Below are 22,559 nucleotides of genomic sequence, written 5' to 3'. Positions count from 1 at the left end.
TTGTAACTTAGAAGTCAACACCACTCACAAAGTCGCGAATATGCCCAGCCACAACATCGGGGAGTTGTTGGGGTAAGTCGTTTCCACCCAAGTTTATGATTTGCAGGGCGGCTCTGGGAGACAATGCAGCATAAGCTTTACTTTCGGCGATCGCTGCGTGAGTATCCTGTCCCCCTTGCAAAACCAAAACTGGCACTTTCAGCCATTCCAGTCGTTCCTCTAATAACTCAGCTTGAATTTCCGATGGGCGGCGTTGGAATAACAACTGGCAGGCGGTGGGAGACTGTAATAGCTGTTGTCGCATTTCTAGCGCCGCCGAGATTTTCTTGGAGAAACCCAGTAATTGTGCCGGGAAGCGGAGACTACGCAACAACCAAGATAATATTGGCGGACGCCCCAGCAACCATCGATTCCACCTCTTGTTTCCTCTAATTTTTTCCGCTTGCACTCCTGTCGGTGCCACCAGTACGATACCGCGAACCTGCTCTAGATATTTCAGCGCATAGCTAGCAGCAATCCAGCCACCCAGCGAGTGACCGATTAAATATACTTCGCGCAGCTTCAACGCCTCCAAGAACTCAGCCAGACATTCCACTTCTAACTGGATCGAGTAGTGCATATTGGGGCGTTCCGATTCACCAAACCCCAGCAAATCCGGCGCGAAGCAATGGTGTTCCCGATTTAATTGCTCTATAACAGGTAGCCATTGGCTGCTATCGGTAAAGAACCCATGCAAAAAAACGAGAATCGGCCCAGAACCGATTTCACGCCAGAAAACTTGCCCTTGAGATAGTTTAATTCGAGAATTGCGTAGGAGTAGATCCATCCGGTTTCACAGTTGTTTACACCAGCAGTCCAAGCCTTTTTCAAAAGCATGCTTGCAGCTAGCTGTTGAGAGGATTGAAGGTTTATTTGTTTAAAGGTTTGTAGAAGGGAGGCTTTCCCTACCCCGCAGGCGCTAGAGTTGCGGTACAACCGCCCGATCTAAGCCAGTAAAGGTAGGTGAGGTTAAAAGGAGAACCCCTACCCAACTGTTCAAGTTTCCAACCTCTCAACATTCCCACCCGCAAAGTTTCCAACTTTCCCACCTGATAATGTTTTGCCCCCGAGCGATCGCGCTCATAGCCCATGCAATAAGAGACTGGCGATCGCGCGTATCGCTAATTTTACGATTTTTTAAGTATTGATAACGTCCAAGCCTACGCAAGTGTTGTCACGCCGTTCAAGTAGTCCTGTAACTGTCGGTCGTGGTCGTGGCAGAGTTTGCCCAAGGGCAGCTCTTCCCTAGAAAACGCTTTGACATCAGAGATCTCAAGGGTATCCTGAATCTGAAACGACCCCTGCACGTCGGCTTCGACTAAGACGGAAATAGAATGTATTCTGGGGTCGCGCTCGAAGGAAGAGTAAACTCCTACTAAGCGGCGAATGTTCACTACTTCCAGTCCAGTTTCTTCAGCCAATTCCCGCCGCACTGTTGTGGGAATATCGTCACCCCAATTGACCATACCCCCAGGTAAGCCCCATTCACCCGTATCGCGGCGGCGAATGAAAACAATCTGACCATCAGGGAGAATGGGGATGATGGTCGCGCCTGTAACGGGATGGCGGAATATAATCCCTATTACAGTTTTTACAAATTGCCATGAGCGAAGCATTTGGTGAGTTATTAGTGCTTAGTGGGAGTTGGAATTAGGAGACTTGCTTGCTGGAATCGCGATCGCTCAGATCTGCCAGAATTTCCGTCGCGTGGGATTCTGGTTTTACTTTCGTGTAAATTTTCTCAATCCTACCATCTGGGGCAATTACGAAGGTGTAGCGGTAAACGCCCATAAATTCTTTGCCCATAAATTTTTTTAGCCCGTAACTACCATAAGCTGTAGAGACTTTGGCATCTACATCGCATAGCAGGGTAAAGGGCAACTGATACTTGGTGGTAAATTTGTTATGAGCTTTAGGGTCATCTGTACTAATGCCGAAAACTACAATATTATTTGCTTGGTAGTCGGCATAAGCATCTCGAAAGGCGCAAGCTTCCTTCGTGCAGCCGGGAGTATTATCGCGCGGATAAAAATACAGCACGACACGACACCCTTGCAATTCCTCAAGACTATGGATGTTTCCTTGGGCATCAGGTAGGCTGAAAGGAGGCGCAATATCACCGATGTTGAGCGTCATTTGCAGTGTTTTCCAGAAGCGAATTAGGGTTAAAGACCCGCAATGCTCTATCATAGACGGTACGGATGCAAGTTCGGTAACGTCAGGTAGCAGCCTGCTGGCCTTATACTGGTAAGGTGTAGCATCTGTTGCACAAGCCTAAGGGTAGAGGCTGCCAACGCCAGAACCAGTTTGGTGGTGGGAGCCTTGTCTGAATTCGCTTAGCGATCGCACGTTCGAGAAGTCTTTAGAAGACCTAGTTTTTCAAGACCCTCTCACTGGACTTTTATCTGAATCAACTGCTCAGATGGATGTTTTTGGATGACTATTTACATTGGCAACCTGTCTTACGAGGTTTCCCAAGATGACTTGAAGCAAGTTTTTGAAGAACATGGTTCGGTCAAAAGTGTGGTGATACCCATAGATCGGGAAACCAGTAAAGCGCGGGGTTTTGCCTTCGTGGAAATGCAGGAAGGGACGCATGAAGATGCAGCCATAACTGCACTCGACGGTGCAGAATGGATGGGGCGATCGCTCCGCGTCAGCAAAGCTCGACCCAAAGAAAGCACTAACACGCGAGGGGGAGGGCCGCGCGATCGCGGCAGGTTCTAAGTAGTTGTTTGCTGTTGGGTGTTTGTTGTTATTTATTAGTCAGACACAGACTTCTAAGAAAGCAGCAACAGCATTTCCAGCGCAAAAGCAAAAATATTGCTAAATCAGGCTCCGCAAGTACAGTTTTTGTTGTTTATTTAATGAGGTGAACATGGCGAAGCGCCGTAACCCCAAGAAAGAAAAGGCGCAGCGTAACCAAGCCTATGCTCGCAAGTTTCGCAAACGCTTAACTACGGGTAGGTTTTCTAAGTTCCGGCGGTCTGGAAGACCACCGAGAAATGAGGAAGATGAGGGAGCAGCACAGTCAGATGAAGGAGCTGCTTCTTATGGTGGCGGTGGCGGTGGCGGTGGTGGTGGTGGCAAGAGTTTTGGACCCCGACCATAACCAGGCTTTGAACGCGGCGTAAAACACGAATTGCTGAATTATAAATGATGGATGCTGAATTCATTGTTTGTAATTCAGCATTCGTCATTTATGGCTAATTTATTGTCAATAGCGCGATCGCCTGTAAAGACGAAGCGCAGGCCAATTTTTGTTTTACCCGCTAAGTTGAGATTGGGCGGCAAGTAATTGTTGTCTAACCTGGTCGAAACCCGTACCGCCGTAGCTATTGCGGGCAGCTACAACTTGTCGGGGGGCGATCGCTTGATAAATATCTTCCTCAAAGGCTGGGTGCAATTGCTTCCACTCCTCCAAACTAAGCTCTTTGAGCAGTTTCCCGGCGGCCAAGCTGGTTTTAACAACTTTACCTACTAAGTTATAAGCTTCCCGGAACGGCACGCCGCGCGCAGCCAAATAGTCAGCGACATCGGTCGCGTTAGAAAAATCGGACTCTACGGCTTCTCTTAGGCGATCTATCCGAAATTCCAGACCTTCTTGCAGGAGGATGGTCATCGCCTCCAGACAAGCTTTTACTGTCTTCACGCTGTCAAACAAAGCTTCTTTGTCGTCTTGCAAGTCTTTGTTATAAGCCAAGGGCAACCCCTTCATCAGCACCAGCATTCCTTGGAGATGTCCAAAGACGCGCCCGGTTTTGCCTCGCACCAGTTCTGGCACGTCGGGGTTTTTCTTTTGAGGCATGATACTCGATCCCGTGGCGCAGCTATCTTTGAGGGTGACGAAGCCGAATTCTTGGCTAGACCAGAGGATGACTTCCTCTGCGAGGCGGCTAAGGTGAACCATAATCAGGCTGGCGGCACAGAGGAATTCTATAGCAAAGTCGCGATCGCTCACTCCATCGAGGCTATTAGCATAAACTCCGCCAAAATTCAATAGTTCTGCCGTGTAATGCCGATCGATAGGGAAAGTCGTGCCAGCTAGAGCGCCACTCCCCAACGGCGAGATATTGACGCGCTGGTAGATTTCGCCCAAGCGTTCCCAATCGCGTTGAGACATTTGAAAATAGGCTAAGAGGTGGTGAGCTAGACTCACGGGTTGGGCGCGTTGCAGGTGCGTGTAGCCGGGAATCAGGGTTTCCACGTTCTGTTCGGCGATATCGACCAAAACGCCCTGAAATTCCCGGAGCTGATGGCGAATTTGTTGAATTTGGTCGCGTAGGTAGAGGCGGGTATCGGTACCAACTTGGTCGTTGCGCGAGCGCGCCGTGTGCAGCTTTTTGCCTGCATCACCGACTAATTCTGTCAGCCGTTTTTCTACTGCGAAATGGACATCTTCAGCATCTATACCAGGAGTGAATTCACCTCGCCTATATTCACCGCGAATTTGCTCCAAGCCAGCAACAAGTTGCTCGCCTTCTTCGGGTGAAATGATGCCAGTTTTGGCAAGCATTTTGGCATGAGCGATAGATCCGGTGATATCGTATTCAATCAGCTCAATATCAAAACTAATACTGGCATTAAAGCGTGCGATCGCGGGATGCAACGCCGATTCAAACCGCTGGCTCCATGTTTTTTGTTCTTTCACAGCAGTTGGTTGTGTTGGTTGAGTATTTAACTTTGTTTCAAAACTCAGATGCGAGTCATCGCTTCACGACAAAACCGGAAGCGGAGCAACTCCGGCTCCGCTCAAAACTCACTAGCGCGTTATCCCTCGAATCAGGTAGCCAAAAAATAGGCCAATCATCAGCGCCCAAACTTGGCCTGACTTAATGAAGTTATTAAAGGCATTTTGCATCTGATCCAAAACCTTTGGATCTTTAATTTCTTGAGCCAAAAGCGGCCAATTGAGCGATGGATGCCAAACCGCTAAATGGAAGCTATTGGATGCATGCGCTGAGGGCAACAAATCAGTTATTACATGAAATATGCTATTATCCACTACCATTTTCTCCTCACATCAAACTGGTGTTTATCAATCAAAAGATTTTACCTGCATAACGACCAGAGTCATATCATCGGCGTTGCGATTGCCTGGGCCAATAAACTGCTGAACCTGGTCGAACAGATATTCGAGAATGGCCTGCGGACTTGTGCCATGCTGGCAAGCCCACTGAAAACAGCGGCTCAGGTTTTCTTCATCAAAGCGATCGCCATTTTGGTTAGCGCCATCGGTAAAGCCGTCAGTGTAATAAAGGAGCGTGTCTCCAGTTGCCAGCTGCACGCTGGCATCCTCATAGCGTGAGTCAGCATCCAAGCCAATTAGCATCCCAAAGGTATCAAGACGCTGGATGGCACGGGTTGATGCTTGCCACAACAAAGGTGGATTGTGGGCAGCATTGCTATAAGAAAGGATACGACTTTGCGGGTCATACTCTGAATAAAAAAGAGTGACAAATCGATTGGAATTCTCCAAATCCGCGTACATCACCCGATTTAAGTGTTGCAAAATTCGGGCGGGTGAGTGACCGTTTAGCACTTCGGCTCGTAGCATTCCCCGCGTCATGGTCATAATCAAGCCTGCTGGGACGCCTTTGCCCATGACATCGCCAATAACAACACTCCAAGCCGCTGATTCGTTGTCGAGTATCTTTTTGGGGCGCAGTTGATCGTAGTTAGCAGGGATGAAATCGTAGTAATCGCCTCCGACTCGGCTAGCTGTTTGGCAGCGCGCCGCCATTTCGACACCTTTGATTTCGGGGCATTGGGGGGGTAGCAGACGACGTTGGATGTCAGCGGCGATTTCTAATTCTTGGTCGAGGCGTTCTTTGGCGCGGAGTTCGACCGTTAGTTCATCGTTGGCGATCGCGACTGCTGTTTGATCTGCCACTAAGCGGACTAACTTCTGTCGGGTATCTGTCCAAGTGTATTGCGGATCGCGGCTGAACACATAAAGGCGCCCCCGCTCGCTATTTTTAACCAGAATGGGCGTGCCAAACAGATGAATATCTCGCCCCAGGTACTCGCTTACCCGCTCGTCAAGCGATGGCGATGTAGTTGTAGAGACGCGATCGAGCGCGTCCGTCCCCGTTGTCGAGGATGTACTAACTTGACGAGTAGCCATCTCTAGCGCTTTACGAATATCCTGAAACACCAAACCCTCTTGGCAGTGTAGCCTTTCAAGCCGCACCTGACCGTTCGGCTTGAACAGTATGAGTGCGCCGCCATCGGCATCGGTGACGCGAGATACCATAAGGGGAATTAGCTCTAAAAATTGATTTAAGTTGTTGAAACTGCGTAGAGCAAAACCTAAAGAGCTTAGTAAGTCTTGAATTTTATTTTGTTCTCGATGCAAACGCGCCACCAGTTCTTTGAGGGCAAAAACGGGTGTCGGTTCAGGTTTAGCAGCACCACCACTGGTAATGTCACCCGAGTGAGAGGGCTGGCGTGGAAAGGGCACAGCTGTCATGGTTTGGGGGGTCAAGGTTCAGGGATCGGGAGTTGGCAGTAAAAAGAAATTCAAAATAACAAATGAAGCTAAGAACTATTTTGGCGACCTTAGTGGGAACCGCCCTATTGGGGTTCAATTTTAGCTAAGGCTTTGATAATAACGGTATGGCGTTTTACCGTCCCAAAGAAATGGCGGTTGTAGCTGTTTGAGCGCTGTGTTAGACGCAAGGAGCGCTATAAGTGCTACTAAAGGTGTCAATGATAGCGCTAATCTGGCATTTTGCCAACGATATAAGGTGCTTTTTTGGGTGAATCGCATCATTGACTACTATAGCGATCGCTACCAACCCTACGCACCGAGCAAAAGCAAAATTTAGCAGTATCTTTAGGCTAAATACACTTAATAAAAGAGTCGCACTACAGCAGAGATGGACGAGTCGCAGTGCCTAGATCGCGAGGGTTTTTAATAACCAGGCAGACTTTTTGTGGCAGAAAACCGCAGTAAACAAATCAAGGCAACTCCTGTAATTGCCGCGACTACAACCCATGTCAACGCCAAACCTACTATCTCGCCCAAAAATATACCCGCACTTACGCGCAAAATACCACCTGCAACCCAGCCTGTAGCCAGCCCTATCGCCCAACTAGCTGCATTTGTTAAGATCCACACGCTGGCTCTGGCAAGCTGCTGTCTGAGAACAAACCATTGCATCAGCCCTAGCAAAGCACCCACCATTGCGCCATCAAAGAACCCGAACTTTACCCTGAGTGCAAAAAGCTTAGTGGTGGGTGCAACCCAGCCTATAGCACCGATGCCACTGCCCCCGATTACTACCCAACTCACTATAGTGGCTAATATCCATAGGCGAGCCAAAGGCAGATGCCGCCTGAGAACCAAAGCTTGTGCTAAGGCGATCGCGCCTCCTCCTACCGCCCCCTCCAAAACGCCGATATCAGATCTTTCGCCGACTTCAACAAACAGCAAACTGACAAAAAAACCCCCACAAGTGACTAACACCCACTGCAACCATAAACCCCAGTATTTAGTAATTATCGAGCGATAGATCTTCATTGGTAATAGTTTGAGTTTTGACTTAATAACTCATAACTCAAAACGACGATTTATCGCGTCTGTACAAACTCATAAATTTAGCTATTTGCTATTAACTGGCTTTGGCAAAACCTTGGGTTGTGTAGCGTTGGAGGGAAAAAGTGGCTTGCTATTAACTGGCTTTGGCAAAACCTTGGGTTGTGTAGCGTTGGAGGGAAAAAGTGGCTTGTTATTAACTGGCTTTGGCAAAACCTTGGGTTGTGTAGCCCTTGATGGAAAAAGTGCCCGAAAAGCAGCGCGGCGTTTTCTGGGCGACTCAGGCGCGATATAGCCCCACAAGCTTTCCCAGTAGAAGAAAGATACACCATTAAAACCGCGATCGCGCACCGCCTTCACCTGCTGCTTAATCTGCTCAATCTCAACAGGATGAGTCCATAATCCAGATAATATTCCCACCCCCACTGGAATTTTTTGACGAGCAATTTCAACTGCTGGATGTGACAATTGAGCCAGAAAAGTTTTCATATCATCTCGATACACCTGCAATATCAACTCATCCACTAAACCAAGCTTTACCCAAGTCTGCCAATCTTGTAGATAAGCTTTGTAAGAAAAATCCTGCGGGTTTGGAGATAAAGACACTATGGCGTCAGGTTTGACGATTTTAACAGCTTGGAAAACCCGCTGCATAAACTCAGTAATCTTATCAGCTCTCCAGCGCATCCATTCAGGATCTTCGGGATTAACGGGGGGATTTTTGCCTTGGTGTTCTTGTTGATAAAGCCTGACTGTGAAAGGGTCATAACCAAAATCTACAGGTAAACCAAAATGGTCGTCTAGCTGAATTCCAGCTACATCATAATTAGTAAGAACTTCCACAATCAGATCGAGAATGAACTCTTGAACTTCTGGGTGGAGAGGGTTGAGCCAAACCGTTTTACTGACAGCTCGATTGCGGATAAATTTTTGCACTTGTTCAGAGTAAGGCTGAACATTTGGCTCAGTTGAGTTGAGCAATTCTTCTTCAAGAGTGTCTGGCTGTAATTTGATGCTTCTTTCCCTACTCCCGGTAATCCATTGCGGGTGGCTCTTTGCTAGTTCTGAACCCGCAGGAGCCATGAAGCCATACTCAAACCAAGGAATTACCCTAAGCCCCTGTCGCTTCCCCTGCTTGACTATCTCAGCCAGCACATCGCCCCCCAGCCGCATCAACCACAGCAAGGAGTCTTGAGAACTACCCATAACCTGTTTTGCTACAGGACTGGGGTAGAAGGTGTGGCCCCGGTTCCAGACTACGGGGTAAACGGTGTTAAAGTTCAGTTGAGATAATTGGTGCAGCGCTCTGTTGACCCCCCAAGGCACAAATAACACTCCACTTGCAACATTAGTCAGCCAAACGCCTCGTAACTCAGCGGAGGCTGGTTTAGGTTGGGAATTAACTATAATCTGGGGAGGAAAAATTGAGATGGCAAGTGTAATTACTAGGCATAGTAAGTAGATGAACGAGGTCTGGAGTTTCCTGTTCATTCTGCTTTAATAGTGTTTTTGGAGCGGGCGATCGCTCAATAGTTTCAAAAACGTCATTGCTTTATAAAATAGCGGGGCGATCGCGTAACCAAATCGCGCTGATAATATCAACTTTCTGATTGCTCTTCGGCTACCTGCTGAACGACCTCAATTGGCAAATCTAACGCCGTAGCTATCTGTTCCCAACTCAACCCCAACTGCAACAACCGAGGTACTGTTTCTAACTTTCCCTCTTGCTTGCCTTCTTCTTTTACTTCTTGAAAGTATCTCGTTTGTTTTAACTCGCTTAAGCCAAACATCGCTTCTATCTCCTGACGGCTTAACTGGGTAAATTTATAGACCAATATTGTCTCAATCAATTCTATAACTTTTCGCCGGACTACTTCATCCTCCAGCTCCTGCTGTGCCTTCTGGATTAACTGTCTGGCAATCGATGCCGCTGTTTCTTCATCCTCAACTACCAACTTCACCATTCCTAATCCTACCGAGCGCTCGGCTAGTTCGCCTAACTCGTCTAAATACACCCACTCTACTTGCTTACCTGCTAGTAATCCCTGATATTCTATTGGCACTCCTGGATCGATAATGTGTTGGGAAAACACCGCGACAGCACGCCAATCTCTTCTAGGTTTGTTTTGACCCAAGTAAACAAAAATTTCAGTAAATAATCGGTAATAAAAGTCAGCGTCAGTTTGAAACTGGACTTCCACAAAGTAGATGGGTTTAAGGTTGCGGCTGGTAGGAACAAAAACCCCATCAATACGTTTGGTTGTTTCTTTAACTTCAACTGACTGAAATTTATAAGCCTCGCCCTCAATAGCAGGCTGACCGATAAGTTCAAAAAAGACACCAGGAAAAGTCTGAAAGAGTTGATAGAAGATGCTGTCGGTTTTCATGCACGGGTGTTTTTAACAGCTAGTAAACCCCTTTTCTTCAATAAAACGGGTTTTTCACAATTAGGCTTGCAGATTACTAGCCATTTAGCAAAGCTTCCACAAATTCGTAACTAGAAAATGGCCGCAAATCTTCAATCCCTTCTCCCGCACCAATGAAGCGAATCGGTAAACCCAACTGTTGCACTACAGCTAGAGCAACACCGCCCTTAGCAGTACCATCGAGCTTAGTTAATACCACACCGCTTAATTTTGCCGCCTCGGAGAACACTTGCGCCTGACGCAACCCATTTTGCCCCAGAGTGGCATCTAATACCAAAAGTGCTTCTACTTTGGCGTCAGGGGCTTTTTTATCGACAATTCGGCGAATTTTGCTGAGTTCGTCCATCAGATTTTTCTTGTTCTGAAGACGTCCAGCCGTGTCTATCAGCAGCAACTCTGTACGGCGTGCCTGTGCAGCAGCGATCGCGTCAAATACTACAGCCGCCGGATCTGTATTCTTGCCAGTATTGGCAATTACTTCCGTTCCGCTGCGAGAACCCCAAATCTTCACCTGTTCCACAGCAGCCGCCCGAAACGTATCTGCTGCCCCAATTAAGCAACTATAGCCAGATTTTTGGGATAAATGGGCAAGTTTACCAATTGTTGTAGTTTTACCTGCACCATTCACCCCCGTCATCAGCCAGATATTCAGCGTGTCCTTTTCTGGGACAAAAGTCGGGTTGTAGTTGTCGCGAATTGGTGAGTCGAGCAAGTCGCGCAAAATTTGCTTGAGGTAGGCGATCGCTTGCTCTGGTGGCAAAACTTCCTCAAGCAGTCTTTTTTGCAGCGTATTTATGATATAGTCTGTCGCTTCCACGCCGACATCAGCCTGCAATAGCAGCGCCTCAATCTCCATTACGGCGTCTTGATTCAACGGCCCTTGACCGACAATGGCCTTAAGCTGGTTAACCAAGCTGCGACGGGTTTTGTCTAGCCCTTGGCGCAGTCGTTTCAGCCAGCTAATTTCCTCAAGAGAAACATCATCGGCACGCCTGCCCTGAGCTGCTAGCACTTGGGCTGACCACAAAAACCCTTCATCAAAAGGCAGATTGGGGATTTCTAAGAGGGCTGGCTCTGCCGCCTGCATATTTGCTGCTGCGGGTTCTGGCTCCTCAAGCGCCGTTTCTTTCAGGCGTTCCAGTCGTGCCGTACCAGACTCGCGTGCCCAGAAAGGCAACGGGGCTGCATTCTCTGGCGTTGCTGCTTCTGCTGCTACTGGGGAGGTTTCTGGTTCCGGAGATGTGGCTGCTGCCGCTTCCACCTCAGTTGCAGTCTGCGCGTCGGCAAGTTCTGGCTCTGTAGCAGTTTCTATGGTTTCTGCTGCTGTCGCCTGGGTTGATGTCGATTCCACCTCCGTGACAGTTTGAGCATCCAGAACTTCCGCATCGCCTGCAATATCTGCGTTTGTTTCTGCCGTTTGTACAGTTTCTGGCGCTGTTGTCTGGGCTGTATCTGCTTCGTCGGTTACAGATCCTTCTGTTTGTGCTACGTCTACCGCCTTGGTTGCCGATTCGACCTCTGTAGAGGTTTGGGCATCGTCGATAGGTTCCGACTCTGTGGCTGTGTCTGCCGTTTCTAACAGTTCTGGAGAATGCACCGTTGCGGCATCGGTTACGTCAGCGGAATCCGGAGAAGCTGTTTCGGGGTCTTCGGATTTTTGCTGTTGCTGAATGTTTTTGTAAGCAGTTTTAGCCCAGGTAAGATAATCTGCCGCCACCTGTTGAGATGGCTCAATAGTTGGTTCAGCTCCACCTGATTTAACTTCGGACTGTGCTAGATCTGTTGGTGTTTCTTCAACCTGGGGCGGATCTTGGGGGGGAGTCTCCTGTGTGGGAGACGATTCGTTAACGCTGAACTGGCGGCGGAACCAATTAAAAACCATTGTATTTATTACTTTGGCGGCACTTAACGCCGACTAGCTGCTTTTGACTATAAAAAATTTTAACTTTTGTGGGATCTTGCTTTGCGGCGATCGCTCACGCGGCGCAGAACTCCGTTGATGAATCTGTGTCCCTCTTCATCGCTGTACTTTTTGGCAAGCTCTACGGCTTCGTTAATCGCTATCCGTTCTGCTAGACCTAAAAATTCAATTTCTGCGACTGCAACGCGCAGAATATCGCGGTCAATCCGAGCCAGACGGTTTAAGTGCCAGTCTTCTAACGCGGACTCTAGCATTTCATCAATTTCACTACTTCTCTTGCTGACAGTAGTGAGAATTTCTAGGGCGTAGGAGCGGACTTCCTGCTGATTTGCCAAATAAAGTGATTCTGGGAGCGAGATTGTGGTTCCTACGCGGTTGATGGCTGTCTGCGTTAGCTCTATAGCTTCGTTCACCATCGCTCTGGCACTTTGAACGTCAGCAGCGCGGGTTTCGCTCGAAAGCAGGCGATCGCTCCCCCGTTTTAGTTCAGCGGCGGCATTTTCTAGCCCCTCTTGAACTTCTCCTGTAAGGGTGCGGATCACTGCTAGTAACATTCCAGATAGCTGCTCTTTTGCCAGCTTCTCTGGAGAAGTAGGCATCTGGCTGGCAGCTAAAACAGCTAATTCACGGGCAGTTTGGCGGGGTTGCATAAAAATAAAAAGGCAAAATGCAAAAGGAACAAGGAAGAAGCAACAAACAAGACTTTTCTATTTATTTTTGCTTTTTCCTTATCTCAGCTTAATCTTCTTCTGTGGGTACAACCTGCCAATTTCCTTCAGACACCAATTGTTTAACCTGCCGATCTTTGGCTGTGGCAACGGGCATGAGGACTGAGGCATTTGGGCTAACGATGCCACCTGAGATTACCACCTTGAAGGCATCTTCAATCGACATTGATAAATTCAAAACCTCATCTTCGGGTACTACGGCATACCAACCCGTTGTGGGGTTGGGTGTTGTGGGGATGAATACACTGAGCATGGGGCGGGCTATGTGAGACTGGATATCGTTGCTGATGCTGCCAGTAACGAATGCGATCGCCCACACTCCCCGGCGGGGATACTCCACCAGAACCACGCGGCGAAACTTACCGTTTGTATCCTTCAGCAGCGTCTCTAGCAACTGTTTGAGCGTTTTATACACCGAACCCGCAAACGGAATCGCCTGTAACAGCCTCTCGCCAAAATCTAGCAGCCATTTTCCGGCAATATTCCGAGCCATTAAGCCAATTACCAGAATGCACAGAAGGGGTACGGCTAACCCCACAAACAAGTTCAGCAGATTAACCAATATGGGGTTTAGGCCATCAAATGGATTCACCTGCTTGGGAACGCGGGTGAGAAAATTTATCACCCAACTGGCAATATTAATTGTCAGCCAGATCGTGGTAGCGAGGGGGATTACTACCAAAAGACCTGCTATGAGGTCATTTTTTAAGTCCTGCTTAAAGCGTTGGAGCACGAGTTTGCCGACTCTCCTTAGAACTGGCTGGGGATATAGCGTTCTATATCTTATTTGTAAGACTCGTAAAGAATTGTTGCAAGTCCCGACTCGGGCTTAAGGTTTGTTTCGACCGCCGGGGTCGATTTTTCCCTTGAGAGATACACTGGCGTTTGCACAAAGGTGTTTTCTCCCCAACAATGAATATCTTAAAACCTCTTGTATCAGTCTTTACAATTTTATCATTTATCCCCAAACTGCCTTCCTCTAAGGGGAAGAACTGACCGTTGCTTCCTCGACGCTAGCGTTTGTTGGAGGTTTAGGTTGATTCGTGCCGTCGGTTGGGGGTATATTCTGTAACTCCCAAACCTTGAGCAAAATTAGATATTCGTAGAACGCCTGCAAAGTACACCAAGCAAAGCCAGAAGGCCCATCCAGAATACCACCAAGCAGAAAATACATATATATGAAGCGCAACAGGGGCCTGAAAGGCAAGCGCAGGGACAAATCTTTGAGGGCGCGGCGTCTGTCTACTTCCGTATTACCAAAGAATAAGTCACGCAAGTTGACGCTTCCCTTGTGCAACTGGTGCAATGTTTCTGCCGCTTCGTCGGTCGAGTAGCGGTTGTGCTTGTCTATCCATCGGCTCAATCCCTTGCTACAGGTGTAGTGAGGATAGGTTTCTTGCAAAAATCCAGCCGGATCGTCGCAGACTTCGCGTTCGGTATGACCGTAGTCTGTAAACCAAACTTTGTCTTTGCGGAACAGACGCATTTGGTAACGGGGATATTGGGTGCTGCGGCGAATCCAACTGCCCAAGAATATGACTCGCTCTGCGACGTAGTAAGCTATGAATTCTTGGCTCTCAATGGCTTGGAGACATTCGTTAAACAATTGGGGTGTCATCCGTTCATCGGCTTCTAGGATATATACCCACTCGTGCTTGGTGGGTAGTTCCTTAAGCATCCAAGTGCGCTGACGCCCGTGACTTTCAAACTCGTGCTGGACGATACGAACGGGATAGCGTTGGGCAATTTCGATGGTGCGATCGCTGCTGTATGAGTCCACTACAATGATGTCGTCCGATAACATCGCCGACTCAATGCAAGCTGCAATATCAATTTCTTCGTTGTAGGTCAGGATGTAAATCGAGAACATATCCTAGCGCCAGAATTGAGAAACAAAAAGCCGATTTCAATCCACCATTACGCCAAACTCTGATATTTTTTGCCAAGCCCAGGAAGGTAAAAAGTAAAAAACAATAGAAATTACCCATTCTTTCTTTTGCCTTTTTACTTTTCCTTTTTACTTTTCACTAGGCTAGTTGAGTAAAAAGTAAAAAACAATAGAAATTCCCAATTCTTTCTTTTGCCTTTTGCCTTTTTACTTTTACCTTTACCTTGCCTGAGCTTTGCGACGACTTGCTGGGGAACCGCCGCCCATGCCTCTCAATCCTGTCCAGCCAATGGCAATATAGCCTAGAGCCAGAAGCAAACTGCTAAGGCTAGTCCGCAAACCCAACTTCCAAGCTTCGGTTTGGGTTCTTTTCTCGGCATCTAGCTTGCGGCTTCCGAGTTGGGTTTGAGCTGCGGTAAGTCTTTCATTAAGAATTTTGGGGTCTTGGGTCAACTTTTGCAGTTCCTGTAATTGCTGTAGTTGCGCTCCTTGGACTTTACCACTCTTAATTGCCTCATCTAGCTCCGCCAGTTTCTTTGGATCTTTGCGAAGCGAGTCTACCAGTTGCGATTGGGCTGTGAGTTGCTGCTGCGCTTGAGTTGCTCCGGCACTAATTTGTTTGAGATATTCTTGGCTTTGCTGATTGATATTGTTCATGTGTACGATCGGTAGCACCAAGAACAACAGCCCTAAAATACTGGCTAGCACAAATGCCCAGAATTTTAAGTCTAGGAATAAATTGTCGTCTCCTTGAGAGTCACTATAGCTGCTGCCAATCCAGTACCCAACTAACAGAAAGGATATACCGACTAGAGGAATAACTCCCCGGTCAACTATCTGGGTGGCAAAAGTGAGTTGCCACGCCCTGTCCTGCACGTTGAAGGGAACTAACAGGGTTATATAGTCAATCACAGAAGAAACGATCAATATGACGCCCACCACCTTCAGCGAGAGAGCGGTGAACGCCGGGAATGCAGGGCTATGGGCTTTCATTGGTTTGCCGTGAGTTACTAATTGTCCTTTATAAACTTAACCGCGATCGCATCCCTAACCTGCGATAAGAGTGATGTAAATTACCAACCAAAGGCTCAAACTTGGCTTTGGGTGGATGCGATCGCGCAATACTAGCCCATATTAACTTATGACCTTCACAGCTCCTTCCTTGCACTTATGGGTTCTAAAAAGCTGTTTACTGCTAATGTCTGCTTATCTCAAAAAATCTCAAACACAGATTATAGGACGAAAAAGAAATAATTCTACATGAATTCAACTAGATTTTTATTTACAAAAAAATAAATTTGTTGCAGCGTTTGCTTACGAGCGAAAAATTTAGGGATCAAGGAAGACACACTAGAGCCAGATTAGTTTGCCAAACCGATTGGGTTGGAAAGCCAGAATTATTTACTTTTTGCTCATCGTCCTTATGTTTAGATAAGGGCTTCAGTTGTTAAAGCAAGATGATGAACCAGTGTTGGGGCATCCAACCCCTTTAATAACAACTCATTACCCACAGATTTGTAAGCCTGTACCAAGGTTGCTGCCCTTGGGTCTTTTAGCACGGGATCGGTCATGGCGATATCGTTGCCTTTGCTTGTACCCTGTACTCGTGCGGCTGTATTGACAGTTGTGCCGAAATAGTCAGGGCGGTCGTTGAGAGTGACGCTGATGCAAGGGCCAACATCAATGCCAATCTTGAGGATAAGCAGATCGTCTTCGGAGAGTTCTAACTGCTGATTGAGAAGCGCGAGTTGTTGGTGCATGGCGATCGCCGCGCTTACAGCATCAGCGGGGTCTGTAAAGGCTGCCATGACAGCATCGCCAATCGTTTTAACAACAACACCATTGTGTTCGTCTACGATGCTAAAAAGCAGAGCAAAGTGTTGGCGCACCAAATTATAGGCTCGCGAATCGCCGCGTCGCGCGTAGAGTGCCGTTGAGCCAGCGAGATCGGTAAACAAAATTGCTACGCGCTGAACTACAAGGCTTTCATTTGGGGGTATAGTTTCGCGGGGAAATAAATCGCGGAAAATTTGTAGGGTGAGCAGGCGATGCCCGGAAACAACGCCATAGCGAGCATCAATGCTGGCGCGGAAACCGGGATCGTTAGCTTTAGCATCCAGGGGGCGCAGGCGAGTGTCAACGCTAAACGTAACGCGCACCTGTTCGTCGGCATCTGTAGCGTGGACGTGCTTGCAGTCTGGGGAGGCGCAGGTATGGGATGTCCGCAGGTCATACAGCCCTTTCGGGCTGAAGTCTATGCCTTTACAACAAGGACATTGGACTTCCCAGTTGAGCGTCATCAGTCCCTGTTTTACCGCAATAACTAACAAACGCAGGGTTTCTCGCTCGGAAAGCTGCAAGTGTTCTGCGATCCGGCGGGGGTTGGCGCGGTACAACTCTCGGCTGTCACTGTTTTGTAAAAATATAGTCAGACGCTGCCGCTCCGCACTTGGAACGGCATAAGCTTCTAGGGCTAGGACTGAAGAAGCGATCGCGTCTTTATGTCGTCTAAAAAAGTTCAGCACTACACCCCCCTCTCCTATTTTTCTCTACAGACTCGGAGTTATTGGAATTGATGTACCACCTGAGTTTTTATATTAACTGCGATTTAGGCAATTGTTGCTACGCGGACGAATATGGCTCGATTTCACAGTTGACTTAAGCTTGATAAAATTTAAATTTTGCGTTGCTTGGGATACAAATACTCAAGGTAAGATTGCCTATATCCTCTTGTTAGGAACAAGTTTAGTAAAATTTGATGAACAAAATCGTTGAAGTGTTACCGGATAAGGCGGCGCTGATTCAGCGATCGCTCGAAATTGTAATTTCCAAAATTACCAAAGCCATTGAGGAACGAGGACAGTTTACCATTGCCCTTGCTGGTGGTAGCACACCCAAGCCGCTTTATGAAGCAATGGCAACGCAAAACCTACCTTGGGATAAAATTCATGTTTTTTGGGGCGACGAACGCTACGTGCCGCCGGATCATCCCGATAGCAATCAACGCATGGCGAGGCAAGCAATGCTAGATCGAGTCACCATACCAGAGGGCAATATCCACCCGATGCCCACAGGTGGAAGCAACCCTAGTGCAGACGCCGATAAACATGAAGCCGAGCTACAGGCGTTTTTCCAAGCTCAGGTGGGTAAGTTCCCTAAATTTGACGTAATTTTGTTGGGGATAGGAGACGATGCACACACAGCGTCGCTGTTTCCTCACACAGAAGCCTTGCAAGTGCGCGATCGCATGATCGCAGTTGGCAACAAAGATGGCCAACCCCGCATCACCTTCACAGTACCGCTAATTAACCACGCCAGAGAAGTCATGTTTATGGTAGTTGGTGATAGCAAACGAGCGGCTCTGGCTCAAATATTTGCTCCTACAGCAGATGACTTCACCTATCCAGCTAGACTTATCCAGCCCAGAGGCCAGCTTTGGTGGCTTCTAGACGAATCTGCGGGTGGAGATCTGAAAACTTAAAATGTAAGATGTCTCGCAATTCACAATATATTAAAATCTGACCATCCGCTCCCCCATGAAGGGATGGATACCGCCTGCAAGGAGATTTTATGATCGTTTGCCCAAATTGCACTCACCAAAATCCTGATGGCGCTACCCAGTGCGAGGCGTGCTTAACACCCTTACCCGCGACCACTGCTTGTCCTAACTGTGGCGCACCAGTTCAGACAGACGCCAGCTTCTGCGGTCAGTGTGGTTCTAACCTGCTTCCATCATCCCCGCAATCTCCAGGACAGATACCAGCGACAGTCTCGCTCCCGGATATGCCGGATTTAGTAAGCCCAGATCCGCTCGTTCAACCCCAACCCTTCGGCTCTGAGTTCGACATACCTGAACCGATAACTACGGGTGCAGGTATAGAAGCTCCTGAGCTTCCTGCTACCGTAGTGAGTCAACCACCAAGCGCACCTGAAGCAAGTGTTGTTCCACCACCACTACCAGCCCCTGAAGTCAGCGCCGCGCCACCCCCGGCAAGACCTCCGGCTGGCAGTGCCAAAACTCAGTTGCAGCAGCAAACAGCTCAACTACTGCATATCCAAACGAATACTCTGATCGAATTGCCGCAAAATCTATCGGTAATTCATATGGGCAAGCCGAACGATCAGATACCACCTGATGTTGATGTTTCCGGGTTTCCTTCTTCGGAGATCGTTTCTCGGATTCATGCCGATATTCGAGTGGAGGGAGGTGCATACTACATTGAGGATGTGGGCAGTTCTAATGGCACTTACATTAACCACAATCCACTAGCCAGCGGCAATCGACACCGACTGCGACCGGGCGATCGCATTGGCTTGGGTAAAGGCGATATGATGACGTTTTTGTTTCAACTCTCTTCGTAAGACTTTGGCGAATATGTGGCAAGAAGGCACGTCACAACAAACACGCTGGGTGATTATTGCAATTGCCTACACGGGTTTTAAGTGATAGTCTTGAGTTGATAATTGAGCATCGTATCGTGATGCTGGCTCTTGGAACTAAGCGGTACTAAGTGCCAGAACACATAAAGGTCTGTTATATCCAAAGCTATTAACTGAGCTTTGGGAGTATTCAGTCCTGTAAAGCTCCCCCAAGCCCACAACTAATTAGCCAGGGCAAGCGATGAAGGTACGGCCTAAACAAAGTATCACTTATACTCTGGTTTGGGAAACTACTTCAGAGCAAGTCAGGCTCGCAGAAAAAGGAAATAGTGGGAGCGATCGCAGCAAGCCCGCTTATGCTGTCGGACAAAGCTATTTAAATTGTTTTCGCTCTGTTTCCCAATTTGCGAGTTACAGGCCGAAAGGTGGAAATCTTTCAAGTATGTAAGATCGGTGATTACCCTCAGCCTGCTGCATCCTATCCAGTCTATCCCGGTTCAGAGTTGGACTTTTGAACCGGAATCAGTTGTTCGTATTGGTCGATCAACTGATAATGATGTAATTCTCTATAGCGCCGTAGTTTCACGTCACCATGTCGAGCTAAGGCGCAATGGTTCTGCTTGGGAAGTTGTGAGTCTAGGTGCCAATGGTACTTATATAGATGGGAAACGGATCAACCAAGTGGCGGTAGTTGACGGGCTGATTATTCGCCTAGCCAGCTCCGGGCCGAAAATTCAAATTCGCATGGGATCTGCCGATCCGGCCACTAAGATCAAAACGGTGGCTGGGAAGCGACCTGGCTCTTCAAAAAGTGAAGACCCATCAAAAGAGACCCAGACTTTTATAACTCCGCCCAGAAACACAAATATAGAGGAAATAACACAACCCGAAGTTAAGAATTGATCTAAGCCTTGAAGTTGCTGGTTTTTGTATGACAGAGGAAAAGCCTGACAAAGCAGTAAAAAAAGATGCTTACTTGCTCCTGTGAGTATCCTGCTGACTTGCTTTACACAAATCGCATATGTCTTAACTGCTATGCTGCTGATGGGAGGATGTTAGTATCTACTACCTATGTAGGCAGCGAATTCTATACAACTGTAGACAAATTAGCCCGAATATGATAAGGGCTACCTGTTTTGGCTCGGTTGATAGCGGTAGCAATATTCTTGCTCCTAGTCCAAAGCCGACCCATAGCCTACAAATATATAAGCGTGGCTAGGGCGACTTTTATTAAAAGTCCATAGGGTTTTTATTATGAGTACAGAACAACAGATAATTAGGCAGAGTGAATTGCTAAATCGGCTGGTGCTAGAGCGCAGCACAGCGGAAGAAGTAGGTAGGGTTTCTTCTGTGTGGCTAAATTCGGTAGCTCATCAAGTTGTAGGTTTTACCTGTAAGTCAGGATTTTTAGGCAACAAAAAACATTCGTTTGCGTGGGATCAAGTGGCTCGGGTTGGCGGTGATAGTATTTTAGTCAATAACAGCCCAGGCGGAGCCGAACCAGAAAAGCCAGAACAGGTGGTTTCGCTAATTGGTCATGAAGTTTGGACGGACGCTGGCAATAAAGTTGGCAAGCTAGTGGATTATATATTTGAATCTGAGACTGGCGCTGTAGTTAGTTATTTATTTGTCTCTAGTGGTTGGCGCGGTGTCTTGGATGGAGTTTATTTGCTACCGATAGTAGCGATCGCCAGCGTTGGTAGCAAACGAGTAATTGTCGATGATGCCATTGTTCAAGTACCAACGCAGTATGCAGAGGGACTGAATCAAAAAGTTAATCAAGCGACAGAGTTGCTAAAGGATGACTTGGAGAAAACCAAGCGGGACTTAGAGGCGGTAAAGAACAGAACTCAAAATCTAGCCGAGCAAGTAAAAGACAAAACTCAAGAAATAACAGAGAAAGCCAAAGAAAAAGTCTCTGAAGTGAAAGATCAACTACAAAAAGCTTCTGAACCTGTCCCAGAATTAAAAACAATTGATACTACAGCTGAATCTATAACGAACGTTGCTGAGTTACCTGAGAACAAGGACATAGGCTGATTGAAGGGGGAGCAATTCTCCCAAGGATATGCTTTAAATATCGCACTTTGATTGAGATGAGGGCGTTAGCAGCGCGGCGCGATAAAAATTCGCGTTTCTGGCAAGATATCCGACTTCTTAGAGAAGTCGGATATCTGAACAAGTTTTGTTGCGGTTATATGAAAGTAGGTGTATTGACGACCTAATGACTGCGTTCAACAAAGCGGCGATCGCACATCAGTATCATTAGCGTTGCTTGCACGCAGCCTTTAAACTTTAAGTTATCGTCTACTGGAAAAGCTCTACACCCTAAAACAGATAATGACGCTAACACTCTCCATCAACAACACTCAACGGTTACAACTCAATCCCCTGGAAATGCCGAATCGCCTCCTACTCGGCCCAGGCCCATCGAATATCCATCCCGCCGTCCTCCAGGCGATGAATACCCCTCCTGTTGGACACCTCGACCCAACGTTTCTCGCACTGATGGACGAAATCCAGGCATTGCTGCGCTATGTTTGGCAGACAGAAAACCCGCTCACCATTGCTGTCAGCGGTACGGGAACCGCAGCAATGGAAGCAACCCTCGCCAATGTAACTGAACCCGGTGATGTGGTTCTAGTTGGCGTGAGTGGTTACTTCGGCAACCGCCTCGTTGACATGGCTGGACGTTATGGCGCAGATGTGCGAACCATTAACAAGCCTTGGGGACAAGTCTTCGCACTAGAAGAAATTCGCGCAGCCTTGGAAACTCATCGCCCTGCTATTCTGGCTTTAGTTAATGCCGAAACATCTACTGGGGCGCGTCAACCGTTGGAAGGAGTCGGCGATCTCTGTCGTGAATTCGACTGTTTGCTGTTGGTGGATACGGTGACAAGTATGGGTGGCGTTCCCTTGTTCTTAGATGAATGGAAAGTTGACCTAGCTTATAGTTGTAGTCAGAAAGGGCTAGGTTGTCCGCCGGGTGCTTCGCCATTTACGATGGGGTCGCGTGCGGTTGAAAAAATGCAACAACGTCGTACAAAAGTGGCGAATTGGTATTTAGATATGACGTTGTTGGGTAAGTATTGGGGTAGCGAACGCACTTATCACCACACCGCCCCAATTAACTTGTATTATGCCTTGCGGGAAGCGCTGCGTTTGATTACAGAAGAAGGATTAGAAAATTGCTGGACTCGTCATCAAAAGAACGTCGAGTACCTGTGGGAGGGATTAGAAGATTTAGGACTTAAGCTTCATGTTGAACGAGAATTCCGATTGCCAACGCTTACAACTGTTTGCATTCCAGAAGGTGTCGATGGTAAGGCGATCGCGCGTCAGTTGTTGAATGAGTACAACATTGAGATTGGCGGCGGACTTGGCGAACTCGCTGGTAAAGTCTGGCGCGTAGGTCTAATGGGATTCAACAGTCGCGCCGAAAATGTGGATCGGCTATTGGAAACACTGCGGCAGATTTTACCACTTTAATATCTGGCGTTGCTGAATGAAGGGATAAATCACGCTGGGACTGGTACGCCCCAGAATTTGAGGTAGTGCAGTAGCAATCGGATGGAATGTCTGAGCATTTCAATTAAAACCTCGTTTGCTATCAAATCCTACTCAAAACCTATGCTCT

General features: G+C 47.7%; 23 protein-coding genes. 7 read left to right on the top strand and 16 right to left on the bottom strand.

The features are described from left to right. Positions 1-7 precede the first annotated feature (7 nt). From H6F77_RS10315 to bcp, 4 genes are all read right to left on the bottom strand, one after another. Positions 8-826 carry an alpha/beta fold hydrolase gene (locus tag H6F77_RS10315; RefSeq protein WP_190488029.1) on the bottom strand — a complete coding sequence of 273 codons (819 nt, stop codon included), beginning with the start codon at positions 824-826 and terminating at the stop codon, positions 8-10. A 118-nt stretch (positions 827-944) separates the two neighbouring features. Then, a complete protein-coding gene (locus H6F77_RS10310; RefSeq protein ID WP_190488027.1) occupies positions 945-1,130 on the bottom strand; it encodes a hypothetical protein in 186 nt (61 codons plus the stop codon). 69 nt (positions 1,131-1,199) lie between these two features. Then, positions 1,200-1,655 (bottom strand): NUDIX hydrolase, encoded by a 456-nt coding sequence (locus H6F77_RS10305; protein WP_190488025.1) that lies wholly within the window; start codon positions 1,653-1,655, stop codon positions 1,200-1,202. 34 nt (positions 1,656-1,689) lie between these two features. After that, a complete protein-coding gene (bcp, locus tag H6F77_RS10300) occupies positions 1,690-2,175 on the bottom strand; it encodes a thioredoxin-dependent thiol peroxidase (protein ID WP_190488345.1) in 486 nt (161 codons plus the stop codon). 300 nt (positions 2,176-2,475) lie between these two features. On the opposite strand from bcp, the gene rbp reads away from it, so the two are divergent. Continuing rightward, complete coding sequence (gene rbp / locus H6F77_RS10295) at positions 2,476-2,766, top strand: RNA-binding regulator (protein ID WP_190488023.1); 291 nt, start codon at positions 2,476-2,478, stop codon at positions 2,764-2,766. Between the two features lie 151 nt (positions 2,767-2,917). Then, positions 2,918-3,151 carry an Asl3888 family RNA-binding protein gene (locus H6F77_RS10290; protein WP_190488367.1) on the top strand — a complete coding sequence of 78 codons (234 nt, stop codon included), beginning with the start codon at positions 2,918-2,920 and terminating at the stop codon, positions 3,149-3,151. A gap of 153 nt (positions 3,152-3,304) precedes the next feature. Here H6F77_RS10290 and argH read toward each other — a convergent pair whose 3' ends face one another. The 12 genes from argH to H6F77_RS10230 form a co-directional block, all read right to left on the bottom strand. Next, positions 3,305-4,690 (bottom strand): argininosuccinate lyase, encoded by a 1,386-nt coding sequence (argH, locus tag H6F77_RS10285; protein WP_190488021.1) that lies wholly within the window; start codon positions 4,688-4,690, stop codon positions 3,305-3,307. A gap of 111 nt (positions 4,691-4,801) precedes the next feature. Then, the gene (locus H6F77_RS10280) at positions 4,802-5,044 is read right to left on the bottom strand and encodes a hypothetical protein (RefSeq protein WP_199321267.1); all 243 of its coding nucleotides are present in this window, start codon (positions 5,042-5,044) and stop codon (positions 4,802-4,804) included. A gap of 33 nt (positions 5,045-5,077) precedes the next feature. Then, the gene (locus H6F77_RS10275; protein ID WP_190488019.1) at positions 5,078-6,511 is read right to left on the bottom strand and encodes a PP2C family protein-serine/threonine phosphatase; all 1,434 of its coding nucleotides are present in this window, start codon (positions 6,509-6,511) and stop codon (positions 5,078-5,080) included. A 444-nt stretch (positions 6,512-6,955) separates the two neighbouring features. Then, on the bottom strand, positions 6,956-7,564 hold the full coding sequence (locus H6F77_RS10270; protein WP_190488017.1) for a hypothetical protein: 609 nt from the start codon (positions 7,562-7,564) through the stop codon (positions 6,956-6,958). Positions 7,565-7,645: 81 nt separating this feature from the next. Further along, positions 7,646-9,070, bottom strand: coding sequence for a glycoside hydrolase family 10-like protein (locus H6F77_RS10265; RefSeq protein WP_190488015.1), 1,425 nt, complete (start codon positions 9,068-9,070; stop codon positions 7,646-7,648). Positions 9,071-9,177: 107 nt separating this feature from the next. After that, a complete protein-coding gene (locus H6F77_RS10260) occupies positions 9,178-9,966 on the bottom strand; it encodes an Rpn family recombination-promoting nuclease/putative transposase (protein WP_190488013.1) in 789 nt (262 codons plus the stop codon). Between the two features lie 76 nt (positions 9,967-10,042). Next, positions 10,043-11,887 (bottom strand): signal recognition particle-docking protein FtsY, encoded by a 1,845-nt coding sequence (gene ftsY / locus H6F77_RS10255; protein ID WP_190488011.1) that lies wholly within the window; start codon positions 11,885-11,887, stop codon positions 10,043-10,045. Between the two features lie 59 nt (positions 11,888-11,946). Next, positions 11,947-12,576 (bottom strand): transcription antitermination factor NusB, encoded by a 630-nt coding sequence (gene nusB / locus H6F77_RS10250; protein ID WP_190488008.1) that lies wholly within the window; start codon positions 12,574-12,576, stop codon positions 11,947-11,949. An 88-nt stretch (positions 12,577-12,664) separates the two neighbouring features. Beyond that, complete coding sequence (locus H6F77_RS10245; RefSeq protein ID WP_190488006.1) at positions 12,665-13,387, bottom strand: DUF502 domain-containing protein; 723 nt, start codon at positions 13,385-13,387, stop codon at positions 12,665-12,667. A gap of 246 nt (positions 13,388-13,633) precedes the next feature. Beyond that, on the bottom strand, positions 13,634-14,524 hold the full coding sequence (locus tag H6F77_RS10240) for a glycosyltransferase family 2 protein (protein ID WP_190488004.1): 891 nt from the start codon (positions 14,522-14,524) through the stop codon (positions 13,634-13,636). A gap of 237 nt (positions 14,525-14,761) precedes the next feature. Further along, positions 14,762-15,535 (bottom strand): HpsJ family protein, encoded by a 774-nt coding sequence (locus tag H6F77_RS10235; RefSeq protein ID WP_190488002.1) that lies wholly within the window; start codon positions 15,533-15,535, stop codon positions 14,762-14,764. A 434-nt stretch (positions 15,536-15,969) separates the two neighbouring features. After that, positions 15,970-17,067: an adenylate/guanylate cyclase domain-containing protein gene (locus H6F77_RS10230; RefSeq protein ID WP_190488000.1), complete on the bottom strand. Its 1,098-nt coding sequence runs from the start codon at positions 17,065-17,067 to the stop codon at positions 15,970-15,972. Between the two features lie 233 nt (positions 17,068-17,300). Between H6F77_RS10230 and pgl the strand changes: the two genes are divergently transcribed. The 5 genes from pgl to H6F77_RS10205 all read left to right on the top strand — a co-directional run bounded on the left by pgl (position 17,301) and on the right by H6F77_RS10205 (position 22,411). Next, entirely contained in the window at positions 17,301-18,023 is a 723-nt protein-coding gene (gene pgl / locus H6F77_RS10225; protein ID WP_190487997.1) for a 6-phosphogluconolactonase, read from the top strand. Positions 18,024-18,112: 89 nt separating this feature from the next. After that, complete coding sequence (locus H6F77_RS10220; protein WP_190487995.1) at positions 18,113-18,904, top strand: double zinc ribbon and FHA domain-containing protein; 792 nt, start codon at positions 18,113-18,115, stop codon at positions 18,902-18,904. Between the two features lie 471 nt (positions 18,905-19,375). Continuing rightward, positions 19,376-19,825, top strand: coding sequence for an FHA domain-containing protein (locus tag H6F77_RS10215; RefSeq protein WP_190487993.1), 450 nt, complete (start codon positions 19,376-19,378; stop codon positions 19,823-19,825). Between the two features lie 351 nt (positions 19,826-20,176). After that, the gene (locus H6F77_RS10210; RefSeq protein ID WP_190487991.1) at positions 20,177-20,962 is read left to right on the top strand and encodes a PRC-barrel domain-containing protein; all 786 of its coding nucleotides are present in this window, start codon (positions 20,177-20,179) and stop codon (positions 20,960-20,962) included. 300 nt (positions 20,963-21,262) lie between these two features. Next, the gene (locus tag H6F77_RS10205) at positions 21,263-22,411 is read left to right on the top strand and encodes an alanine--glyoxylate aminotransferase family protein (RefSeq protein WP_190487989.1); all 1,149 of its coding nucleotides are present in this window, start codon (positions 21,263-21,265) and stop codon (positions 22,409-22,411) included. Positions 22,412-22,559 lie beyond the last annotated feature (148 nt).

The sequence above is a fragment of the Microcoleus sp. FACHB-831 genome (assembly GCF_014695585.1).
Taxonomy (GTDB): domain Bacteria; phylum Cyanobacteriota; class Cyanobacteriia; order Cyanobacteriales; family FACHB-T130; genus FACHB-831.
This window is presented reverse-complemented; position numbering and strand designations above follow the sequence as displayed.